Below are 9,845 nucleotides of genomic sequence, written 5' to 3' on the forward strand. Positions count from 1 at the left end.
CCACAGCGTATCCTGAATGGGTGGCCGGGAGGGGGAGCGGGCCGGCACCGCCTTCGAAACTCGCTCTTTCGCGGGTTTCCAAACAAACTCTCAGATCAGAAGCGCCAGCCGATCGAGGACTGGATGATCGGATAGACCTTGTAGTCGTTCACGTCGTCCTGCACGTTCTGGCGTTCGTTGCGAAGACGGGCCTGAAACGTCGGGTCGTTGCGCAGCGATCCCGATGCCGTGAACTCCTGGATGCGCACCGCGCCCTGGAACAGGGCACCCACTTCGAACCCGAACGTGAAGCCGCGCCGGTTCGACCCCGCCCAGCCCAGCGTCAGGGCCGGTGCGACCTTCTTCACCCGGGCGCGACCGGTCAGGATGCCGACCTGCGCGCCGGAATAGGAGACATCGTCGATTTCGACAGAGCCTTGCCGGGAGAAATCGCCCGACAATCCGGCCCGGTTGCGGTTGATCCGTGCGCCACCCGATACGCGGAAGCTGCCCCCGAACGGATGGACGTCGACCATCGCGCCGAACGACTTCAGCTTCAATTCCGCATTATAGTCGTTGTCGTCCACCGTCAGGTCACGGCCGAAACCCAGAAACGTGGCGTTACCCCGGATGCCGACATGGTCCGAAAAGCGCCAGCCCGCTTCCGGTCCGATCCCCAGCGTTCCCGCCGTCACCGCCACCAATATCGTCGAACCGCCATCGGCCGGTCCCTGTACCGCATCCTGCGCCATGGCCGATCCGGCGGCCATCGTCGTCATCGTCGCCAGCATGATGCCGGCCCCCCGCAATATGGTCATGCATACCTCCCGTAGGCCGGGCGTCCGCCACGGCCATCACATCCGGGCAATGCACGAGCCCCTCCCCTGCATCCCCCGACGGCATCTCCGTGCCTCGGGCCGGCGGGACGTCACATCCCCCAAATGAGGTATGGCGTCGAAGAAAAATCCTGTCTTTCCAACCGAAACGGGTGTTCCACGCCGAGATGCACCTGACCGGCCGGCGCGTATCCCGTCCGTTCAGTATCCGGCATAATCCGAGAAGCGGGTGATGGTGGGATCGAACTTCATCGTCACCTTGCCGGTCGCGCCGTGGCGCTGCTTGGCGACGATCAGCTCGGCCAGGCCGGCGGCGGCCTGATAGCGTTCGCTCCACATCGCGTGCTTGGTCTGCACGTCGGCGCTGCTGCCCGCGGTCGGCATCTCCGGCTCGCTCATCGCCAGATAGTAATCGTCGCGATAGACGAACCAGACCATGTCGGCGTCCTGCTCGATCGATCCCGATTCACGCAGATCGGACAGCATCGGCCGCTTGTCCTCGCGGCTTTCCACCGCGCGGCTCAACTGCGACAGCGCCAGCACCGGCACGTTCATGTCCTTGGCCAGCGTCTTCAGCCCGCGCGAGATTTCGGAGATTTCCTGCACGCGGTTGTCGCTCTTGGTGCCTGAGGTCAGCAGCTGGAGATAGTCGACCACCACCAGCCCGATTTCGTTGTTGTGCCGCCGTTGCAGGCGCCGCACGCGGGTATGCAGCGCGCTGATGCTCAGGCCGCCGGTGTCGTCGATGAACAGCGGCAGGTTCTCCAGTTCCGCCGCCGCCGCCGCCAGTTGCCCGAATTCCGTGCGGCTGATCTTGCCCATGCGCAGCGATTCGGAACTGATCTGCGACTGTTCCGCCAGGATACGCGTCGCCAGCTGGTCCGCGCTCATTTCCAGGCTGAAGAACGCGACCTTGGCGCCCACCGAATCGGCCGGGGCGATCCCGTCCGCCATGTCGCGCATCCAGCGCCGCGCCGCGTTGAACGCGATGTTGGTGGCGAGCGAGGTCTTGCCCATACCCGGTCGCCCGGCCAGGATCATCAGATCGCTGTGGTGCATGCCGCCGATCTTGGCGTTGATCGAATCGAGCCCGGTCGTCACGCCCGACAGGTTGCCGCCCGAATTCAGCGCGCGCTCCGCCATCTTGACCGCCATCGTCGTGGCCTGTGCGAAGGTCTTGGTCGCGTTCTCCGCGCCGCCGTCGCCGGCCACCTTGTACAGCTCCTCCTCCGCCGCCTCGATCTGCGCGCGCGGGTTCACCGCCTCGGACGTGTCCATCGCCCGGTCGACCAGCGTCCGCCCCACCGTCACCAGCGCGCGCAGCATCGCCAAATCGTAGATCTGCTGCGCGAACTGCCGCGCGCCGATCAGCCCCGCGCCCGATCCGGTCAGCCCCGCCAGATAGGCGGGACCACCCAGTTCGCGCATCCCCTCGTCCGCCTCGAACATCGGGCGCAGCGTGACGGGTGTCGCCAGCATGTCGGCGGCGCGCAGCGTCTTGATCGCGGCGAACACGCGGCCGTGGACGGGTTCGAAGAAATGCACCGGTTCCAGCCGGTCGACCAGATCGTCGGCCAGCCGGTTGTCGATCATCATCGCGCCGAGCATCGCGGCCTCCGCCTCGACGTTGCGGGGAAGCTGGGGCGCGGGCGGAGTCGCGGGCGCGGGGAATGCAAGGGTTGCCATGCCCGGCCCATACCCCCGCGACTCCATCGCTTCAAAGGGCATGTGACGATCAGTGACAGTTTGCGGACACGCCGCTATCCGGGGGCATGGCCGATCCGCGCATCATCGCCGTCGAACTGGACGAGGGCAGCATCGGCTGGCGCTCGGCCGATGTCGATCAGGAACGCCGCATCGCGATCTTCGACCTGATCGAGCAGAATCATTTCGCGCCGCAGCGGGTCCATGCCGATGGCTATGCCGGCCCGTACCGGATCAAGCTGCAGACCGAGGAAGGCCGTCTCGGCATTCACATCCACCGCGAGGACGGGGCGCATCTGGAAACGCTGGTCCTGGCGCTCGGGCGGTTCCGCCGGCCGATCAAGGACTATTTCGCGATCTGCGACAGCTATTACCAGGCGATCCGCCGCGCCACCCCGCAGCAGATCGAAACCGTCGACATGGCTCGTCGCGGCGTCCACAACGAGGCGGCCGAAATGCTGCGCGAACGGCTGGAGGGCAAGATCGAGGTCGATTTCGACACCGCCCGCCGCCTGTTCACGCTGATCTGCGTCCTCTATCTGCGCGGCTGATCGCCGCCGACATTCGCCAACCGGAACCTCAACCGACATCATGACCGATCTTATCGCTTCCGACTACGCCGTTCCCGCGCTGGTGCAGGCCGCCCGCGTCGCGGCGCTGAATGCCCATGCCCCCTATTCGCGCTTCGCGGTCGGTGCGGCGTTGCTGATGACCGACGGCAGCGTCATCACCGGCGCCAATGTCGAGAATGCCAGCTACGGCCTGTCGCTCTGCGCGGAGACGGTCGCGATCGCCACCGCCGCCGCCGCGGGTCGCCTGCGCGACGTGGCGGCGGTGGCGGTGATCGGCGGCGCGATGGACGATGCCGGCCGCCCCACCGGCACCGTGCCGGTCAGCCCATGCGGCCGCTGCCGTCAGGTGCTGAACGAGGCGGCACAGCTCGGCGGCCGCGACCTGCCCGTGCATTGTGGCGCGGCGGAGGGTGATGTGGTGACCAGCTATCGGCTGTCCGACCTGCTGCCCCACGCCTTCGGCCCCGCCGATCTCGGCATCGCGTGACGATGCCCGCACCCTTGCGCATCGGGCGCGAGGGGATTAAGTGGCGGCGTATCCGACAGCGAGGATGATCCCCCGCGCCGGTTCCCCTGACAAGGGAAACGGCGGCTGGGTTCATGTCTCCCGATCGACCAAACAGATTAGCGGGCGTGACGGTACGTGGCGAAGACGACCCCCATGGAGTTCATCAACCAGGTCAAGACGGAGACCCGCAAGGTCACCTGGCCGACCTGGAAGGAAACGTGGATGACCGGCCTGATGGTCGTCATCATGACCACGATCCTCGCCCTGTTCTTCCTGGGTGTCGACTCGTTCTTCAACGCGGTGGTCAACGCCCTGCTCAAGCTCGCGCAGTAAGGAACAACGCACGATGGCGCGCTGGTACATCATCCACGCCTATTCGGGCTTCGAGGGCAAGGTCCGCGACGCGATCATGGCGGAAGCGACCCGGCTCGGGCTCGACCGTCTCGTCGAGCAGATCGAGGTGCCGACCGAAACCGTGACCGAGGCCCGTCGCGGCAAGAAGATCGCGGTCGAACGCAAGTTCATGCCCGGCTACGTCCTCGCCAAGCTCGACATGACCGATCAGGTCTACCACCTGGTCAAGAACACGCCGAAGGTGACCGGCTTCCTCGGTTCGATGGGCAAGCCCCAGGCGATCAGCGAATCCGAAGCGACGCGGATGCTGAATTCCAAGGAAGAGGCCGCCGCCGCGCCGAAGACCAAGGTCAAGGTGGATTACGAGATCGGCGACGCGGTCAAGGTGCTGGAAGGCCCCTTCGCCAGCTTCAACGGCACCGTGGAATCGCTCGACTTCGACAAGTCGAAGGTATCGGTCAGCGTGTCGATCTTCGGCCGCGCCACCCCGGTGGAACTGAATTTCGAGCAGGTCGAGCGGAGCAAGTAAGGCTGAAGCCTTATTTGCGAACGCCGGCCGGCGGGCCGCGAAAGCGGTTCCGTCCGACGTCACGACGCGGCTTTGCCGCGGCGCGGCCGCCGGCGCTCCACCTTGCCCCCCACCGCGCTTTCGTCTAAGCGCGCCCCCTTCCCGTGCATCTGCACCGGATAGCCTCGCGGGAGGACGTTCGCGTCCGTTCGAACCGCTAAACTTGGAACAGAGAGACAATGGCAAAGAAGATCACAGGTTACATCAACCTGCAGGTTCCTGCCGGCGATGCGAAGCCCGCCCCGCCGATCGGGCCGGCGCTGGGTCAGCGCGGCGTGAACATCATGGAATTCTGCAAGGCGTTCAACGCGTCGACGACGGATATCGCCAAGGGGACGCCGATCCCCACCAAGATCACCGTCTATGCCGACCGTTCGTTCAGCTTCGAGACGAAGACGCCGCCGGCGACCTTCCTCATCAAGCAGGCCGCCGGCCTGAAGTCGGGTTCGAAGGAGCCGGGCAAGGTGTCCGCGGGCAAGATCGCGCGCTCCAAGCTCGCCGAGATCGCACAGGTCAAGATGAAGGACCTGAACGCCAACGACATCGAGGCGGCAACGAAGATCATCGAAGGTTCGGCCCGCGCCATGGGCCTCGAAGTGACGGAGGGCTGATCCATGGCCAAGCTGAGCAAGAAGCAGAAGGCGAACGCCATCAACCCCGAGACGCTGCACGGTGTCGACGAGGCGATCGCGCTGGCCCGTTCGAACGCCACGTCGAAGTTCGACGAGACGATCGAGGTCGCGCTGAACCTGGGTGTCGATCCGCGTCACGCCGACCAGATGGTCCGCGGCGTGGTGAACCTGCCCAAGGGCACCGGCAAGACGGTGCGCGTCGGCGTGTTCGCGCGCGGCGCGAAGGCGGACGAGGCGCGTGAGGCCGGGGCCGACGTGGTCGGTGCAGAAGACCTGATGGAGATCATCCAGGGCGGCACGATCGATTTCGATCGCTGCATCGCGACCCCGGACATGATGGGCGTCGTCGGTCGCCTCGGCAAGGTGCTGGGTCCCAAGGGCCTGATGCCGAACCCGAAGCTGGGCACCGTGACGATGAACGTCGCGCAGGCCGTCAAGGACGCCAAGTCCGGTCAGGTCGAATACCGCGTCGAAAAGGCCGGCATCATCCATTCCGGCATCGGCAAGGCATCGTTCCCGGCCGAGGACCTGCGCGCGAACTTCGACGCGCTGGTCGATGCGGTCGTGAAGGCGAAGCCGTCGGGCGCGAAGGGCAAGTATGTCCGCAAGATCGCGCTGTCGTCGACGATGGGCCCCGGCATCCGCGTTGACACGGCGGAAGTCGCCGGCGCGTAAGCCGAAGCGAGGCGCGCAGCACAAGCTGCGCGCCGCTGCGCCAAAGGCACACGCGCACGGCCGGCCAGCGCGGGCAAAGCCCACGACTGACGACATGGGACTTGCTCCCATGTCGGCCTCAGCCGGATGAAAACGAAAGGGCCGGGCTAACCCCCGGCCCTTTTCGCATGGGGCACCCGGTTCGCCGCCATCGCCAACCGGATCGCCTTGCCCGGCCCCATCCCGTCATTGCGAGCGCAGCGAAGCAATCCAGAGCCCGGCGCGTGACGCCCTGGATTGCGCCGCTACGCTCGCAACGACGGGGCAGGTCAGGCTATGTCATCCCGCGCCGGAAAACCCAGGAGTCCCGTCATCCCCGACCCCCGCCGCATCCTCGTCGATGCCGATGCCTGCCCGGTGAAGGACGAAATCTACCGCGTCGCATGGCGGATCGGCGTCGCGGTGGTCATCGTCAGCAACCAGCATCTGCGCGTGCCCGCCCACCCGCTCGTCTCGCGCATCGTCGTCAGCGACGGATTCGATGCCGCCGACGACTGGATCGCGGAGGCGGCCGATGCGAAATCGGTTGTCGTCACCGCCGACATCCTGCTCGCCGATCGCTGCCTGAAAGCGGGCGCGACGGTGTTGTCACCCACCGGCAAGCCCTTCACCACCGCCTCGATCGGCGGCGCCATCGCCACCCGCGCGATCATGGCCGATCTGCGCGCGGGCGGCGATCAACTGGGCGGCCCCGCCCCCTTCGCCAAGGCGGACCGTTCCCGCTTCCTCTCCGCGCTCGACGCGGCGCTGGTGAAGCTGAACCGGTAAGGCATTATGACATGAAACCCACCCATCCGTCGTGGCGAGCGTAGCAAAGCATTCTAGAGCCGGATGACATCAGGTTGAACCGGCTGTTCGTCGTTGCGAACGGAGCGAAGCAATCCAGGGCGTCTTGGTCCGGCGCTGGATTGCTTCGCAACGCTCGCAACGACGGGGCGGGTTACACCGATGTCATCCTGCTTCAGGCTTCCCCCTCCGGGAAATCGGTCGCCACGCTCGCCGTGCGCCGTCCCTCGATCTCGGCCAGCCGGGCGCGCAGCCGATCGGTCACCGCGTCCATCCCGAACGCGCCCAGCACCATGTGCCGGGGCGGCGCCTCCTCCTCGGCCAGCGCGATCATCGCCGCCGCCGCGCGGACCGGGTCGCCTGGCTGGGTGCCGCTATACCCCCTGGTCGAATCCAGCCGCGCCCCGGCGGTCTCCGCATAGGCGTCGATCCGCACCGGCGTCTGGCGCAGCGACCGGCCCGCCCAGTCGGTGCGGAACGGCCCCGGCTCGACGCAGGTCGCGCGGATGCCGATCGGTGCCCCTTCGGCCGCCAGCGCATCGGTGAAGCCCTCCACCGCATGTTTCGACGCGGCATAATAGCCCGATCCCGGGAACCCGACGAGCCCGGCGACCGAGGTGATGTTGATGACATGCCCGCTGCCCCGTGTCCGCATCCCCGGCAGCACCGCCCGCGTCAGCGCGAACAGGCCGAACACGTTCGCCTCGAACTGCGCGCGGATCTCGTCGTCCTCGCCCTCCTCGATCGACGCCTGATAGCCATAGCCGGCATTGTTCACGAGCACGTCGATCCGCCCGAACCGGGCCTCCGCCGTGGTCACCGCCGCCGCGACCTGCGCCGGATCGGTCACGTCGAGCGCCACCGCCAGCACGCGGTCGTCCGCGCCGTCGGCCAGATCGGCGACCCGCGCCGCATCGCGCGCGGTCGCCACCACGCGCCAGCCGCGCGCCAGCACCCGCTCGGCCAGGGCGCGGCCGAAGCCGGTCGAACAGCCGGTGATGAACCACACGGGATCGGCAGGAAGCGTCATCATCTTTGTCCTTGTCGTCAGGCACCGCCAATGATCGCCGCCCCGCCCCGGTTCCCGCATCCGCCGCCATCGGCTATCGTGCCGCGATGACCCAGCGCACCGGCGGCCGCCTCCTTGTCGATCAACTCGTGGTGCAAGGGTGCGATCGTATCTTCACCGTGCCCGGCGAGAGTTTCCTGGCGGTGCTCGACGCGCTGCACGACACGCCCGCCATTGATCTCGTCACCTGCCGGCAGGAGGGCGGAGCCGCGTTCATGGCGTGTGCGGACGGCACGCTGACCGGGCGACCCGGCATCGCCTTCGTCACGCGTGGGCCGGGCGCGACCAATGCGTCGATCGGGGTGCATGTCGCGATGCAGGACAGCCGGCCGATGATCCTGTTCATCGGCGATGTCGATCGCGCCACCCGCGACCGTGAGGCGTTTCAGGAGATCGACTTCGCGGCGATGTTCGCGCCGATGGCGAAATGGGCCGCCCGGATCGACGACGCGGCGCGCATCCCCGAATATGTCGCGCGCGCCTATGCCACCGCGATGAACGGCCGCCCCGGCCCCGTCGTGCTGGCGCTGCCGGAGGACATGCTGCTCGACCGGGTCGAGGCTGCCGACCGGCCCCGGGTGGAGCGGCTGGCCCAGCCGGCCGCTCCGATCGCGATGGCACAGCTTGCCGGTCTGCTCGACGCGGCCGAGCGCCCGGTTGCGATCATCGGGGGTGCCGACTGGAACGACGCGGCCGCGCGCGGCGTCGCCGACTGGGCCAGCCGCAGCGGTATCCCGCTGGCCGCCGCGTTCCGCCGGCAGGATGCGGTCGCCAACGATTGCCCGGTCTATGCCGGCAATCTCGGCTACGGCCCCGCCCCCGCGCTGGTCGAGCGGGTTCGCGCCGCCGACCTGTTGCTGGTGATCGGCGCCCGGCTGGGCGAGGCGACCACCGACGGCTATACGCTGGTCACGCCGGACCATCCCGGCCAGCGTCTGGTCCATGTCCACCCCGATCCGCACGAACCGGGCATGGTCTATCGCACCGATCTGCCGATCTGCGCCGGGATGGCCGATTTCGCCGAGGCGCTGGCCGCGATCGACCTGTCGCTCCGGGCCGAGGGCGCGGCCGCCCATGCCGCATGGCTCGACTGGTCCACCCCCGCCCCGCGTGCCGGCGTGACGCTCGATCTCGGCCCCTGCGTCGCGACGATGCGAAAGATGCTGCCCGCCGATACGATCATCTGCAACGGCGCCGGCAATTATTCCGGCTGGTGGCACCGTTACTGGCCCTATGCCGGCCCGGGCACCCAACTGGCGCCGACCGCCGGGGCGATGGGCTATGGCCTGCCCGCCGCGATCGCCGCCGCGCTGCGCCGTCCGGGCAGAAGCGTCGTCGCGCTGGCGGGGGACGGGTGTTTCCTGATGAACGGACAGGAACTCGCCACCGCCGTCCAGCATGGTGCCGATATCCTCGTCATCATCGTCGACAATGGCGGCTACGGCACGATCCGGATGCATCAGGAGCGGGAGTTTCCGGGCCGGATCGCGGCTACGGCCCTGACCAATCCGGATTTCGCCGCCCTGGCCCGTGCCTATGGCGCATGGGCCGCGACGGTCGACCATACCGAGGATTTCGCCCCCGCCCTCGCCGAGGCACAGACGCTGTCAGGGGTCCGGGTGCTGCATTGTCGCACCGATATCGAGATCATCACCAACCGCACCACGCTGTCGGCGATCGCCGCAGGGCGTTGACTCGTCATTATCTCACTCACCGGAACGTCCCAAAGCAAAAAGGCCGCCCCGGTTTCCCGGGACGGCCTTTTCAGTCAATAAGCGCAAAGATCAGATCTTGTCGCCGAGCGCACCCTTGACCGAACCCTTGACGTCCTGCCCGGTGCCCTTGACCTGCTGCGCTTCGCCTTCGGCCTTCAACCGGTCGTTATCGGTGTGCTCGCCGATCGCTTCCTTGACGTTGCCGACGACCTTGTTGGCTGCTGCTGCAACCTTGTCCGTGAACTCACCCATGAGAGCCTCCGTTATTTTGCCGACACGCCCACCGCATCGACTTGATCTGGTTTAACTAACGGCCGGATCGGGGCAGGGTTCCGTGACAATTGCGTAACGTTCAGAGCCCGACTCATAATTCGAGTTTAGCAATACGGCGCGTCATTCGCCTGATGG

12 protein-coding genes are annotated in these 9,845 nt (G+C 67.1%); 8 read left to right on the plus strand and 4 right to left on the minus strand.

What is annotated here, in order from left to right; all coding sequences use genetic code 11:
* Positions 1-95 precede the first annotated feature (95 nt).
* The gene (locus tag IFT82_RS19925) at positions 96-797 is read right to left on the minus strand and encodes a hypothetical protein (RefSeq protein ID WP_192129878.1); all 702 of its coding nucleotides are present in this window, start codon (positions 795-797) and stop codon (positions 96-98) included.
* A 219-nt stretch (positions 798-1,016) separates the two neighbouring features.
* A complete protein-coding gene (locus tag IFT82_RS19930) occupies positions 1,017-2,501 on the minus strand; it encodes a replicative DNA helicase (protein ID WP_192129879.1) in 1,485 nt (494 codons plus the stop codon).
* Positions 2,502-2,587: 86 nt separating this feature from the next.
* Between IFT82_RS19930 and IFT82_RS19935 the strand changes: the two genes are divergently transcribed.
* From IFT82_RS19935 to IFT82_RS19965, 7 genes are all read left to right on the plus strand, one after another.
* Entirely contained in the window at positions 2,588-3,070 is a 483-nt protein-coding gene (locus IFT82_RS19935) for a UPF0262 family protein (protein WP_192129880.1), read from the plus strand.
* 40 nt (positions 3,071-3,110) lie between these two features.
* Entirely contained in the window at positions 3,111-3,578 is a 468-nt protein-coding gene (locus IFT82_RS19940; RefSeq protein WP_192129881.1) for a cytidine deaminase, read from the plus strand.
* 156 nt (positions 3,579-3,734) lie between these two features.
* Positions 3,735-3,932, plus strand: a complete 198-nt coding sequence (secE, locus tag IFT82_RS19945) for a preprotein translocase subunit SecE (RefSeq protein ID WP_192129882.1) — start codon at positions 3,735-3,737, stop codon at positions 3,930-3,932.
* Between the two features lie 13 nt (positions 3,933-3,945).
* Positions 3,946-4,482, plus strand: coding sequence for a transcription termination/antitermination protein NusG (nusG, locus tag IFT82_RS19950; RefSeq protein ID WP_192129883.1), 537 nt, complete (start codon positions 3,946-3,948; stop codon positions 4,480-4,482).
* Between the two features lie 218 nt (positions 4,483-4,700).
* On the plus strand, positions 4,701-5,132 hold the full coding sequence (gene rplK / locus IFT82_RS19955; protein WP_192129884.1) for a 50S ribosomal protein L11: 432 nt from the start codon (positions 4,701-4,703) through the stop codon (positions 5,130-5,132).
* Positions 5,133-5,135: 3 nt separating this feature from the next.
* On the plus strand, positions 5,136-5,828 hold the full coding sequence (rplA, locus tag IFT82_RS19960) for a 50S ribosomal protein L1 (protein WP_192129885.1): 693 nt from the start codon (positions 5,136-5,138) through the stop codon (positions 5,826-5,828).
* A 315-nt stretch (positions 5,829-6,143) separates the two neighbouring features.
* Positions 6,144-6,635 (plus strand): YaiI/YqxD family protein, encoded by a 492-nt coding sequence (locus tag IFT82_RS19965; protein WP_192129886.1) that lies wholly within the window; start codon positions 6,144-6,146, stop codon positions 6,633-6,635.
* 193 nt (positions 6,636-6,828) lie between these two features.
* Here IFT82_RS19965 and IFT82_RS19970 read toward each other — a convergent pair whose 3' ends face one another.
* The gene (locus tag IFT82_RS19970; RefSeq protein ID WP_244647024.1) at positions 6,829-7,686 is read right to left on the minus strand and encodes an oxidoreductase; all 858 of its coding nucleotides are present in this window, start codon (positions 7,684-7,686) and stop codon (positions 6,829-6,831) included.
* Positions 7,687-7,769: 83 nt separating this feature from the next.
* On the opposite strand from IFT82_RS19970, the gene IFT82_RS19975 reads away from it, so the two are divergent.
* A complete protein-coding gene (locus IFT82_RS19975; protein WP_192129889.1) occupies positions 7,770-9,416 on the plus strand; it encodes a thiamine pyrophosphate-binding protein in 1,647 nt (548 codons plus the stop codon).
* A gap of 90 nt (positions 9,417-9,506) precedes the next feature.
* Here IFT82_RS19975 and IFT82_RS19980 read toward each other — a convergent pair whose 3' ends face one another.
* A complete protein-coding gene (locus IFT82_RS19980; RefSeq protein ID WP_192129887.1) occupies positions 9,507-9,689 on the minus strand; it encodes a CsbD family protein in 183 nt (60 codons plus the stop codon).
* Between the last annotated feature and the right edge of the window lie 156 nt (positions 9,690-9,845).

Source organism: Sphingomonas sp. CFBP 8760 (genome assembly GCF_014841615.1).
Lineage (GTDB): Bacteria > Pseudomonadota > Alphaproteobacteria > Sphingomonadales > Sphingomonadaceae > Sphingomonas.

What these genes read in the sequence shown, in the direction of transcription:
- IFT82_RS19925 (WP_192129878.1), bottom strand. Translation starts at nt 797, where the DNA reads ATGACCATATTGCGGGGGGCCGGCATCATGCTGGCGACGATGACGACG.
- IFT82_RS19930 (WP_192129879.1), bottom strand. Translation starts at nt 2,501, where the DNA reads ATGGCAACCCTTGCATTCCCCGCGCCCGCGACTCCGCCCGCGCCCCAG.
- IFT82_RS19935 (WP_192129880.1), top strand. Translation starts at nt 2,588, where the DNA reads ATGGCCGATCCGCGCATCATCGCCGTCGAACTGGACGAGGGCAGCATC.
- IFT82_RS19940 (WP_192129881.1), top strand. Translation starts at nt 3,111, where the DNA reads ATGACCGATCTTATCGCTTCCGACTACGCCGTTCCCGCGCTGGTGCAG.
- nusG (WP_192129883.1), top strand. Translation starts at nt 3,946, where the DNA reads ATGGCGCGCTGGTACATCATCCACGCCTATTCGGGCTTCGAGGGCAAG.
- rplK (WP_192129884.1), top strand. Translation starts at nt 4,701, where the DNA reads ATGGCAAAGAAGATCACAGGTTACATCAACCTGCAGGTTCCTGCCGGC.
- rplA (WP_192129885.1), top strand. Translation starts at nt 5,136, where the DNA reads ATGGCCAAGCTGAGCAAGAAGCAGAAGGCGAACGCCATCAACCCCGAG.
- IFT82_RS19965 (WP_192129886.1), top strand. Translation starts at nt 6,144, where the DNA reads ATGTCATCCCGCGCCGGAAAACCCAGGAGTCCCGTCATCCCCGACCCC.
- IFT82_RS19970 (WP_244647024.1), bottom strand. Translation starts at nt 7,686, where the DNA reads ATGATGACGCTTCCTGCCGATCCCGTGTGGTTCATCACCGGCTGTTCG.
- IFT82_RS19975 (WP_192129889.1), top strand. Translation starts at nt 7,770, where the DNA reads ATGACCCAGCGCACCGGCGGCCGCCTCCTTGTCGATCAACTCGTGGTG.
- IFT82_RS19980 (WP_192129887.1), bottom strand. Translation starts at nt 9,689, where the DNA reads ATGGGTGAGTTCACGGACAAGGTTGCAGCAGCAGCCAACAAGGTCGTC.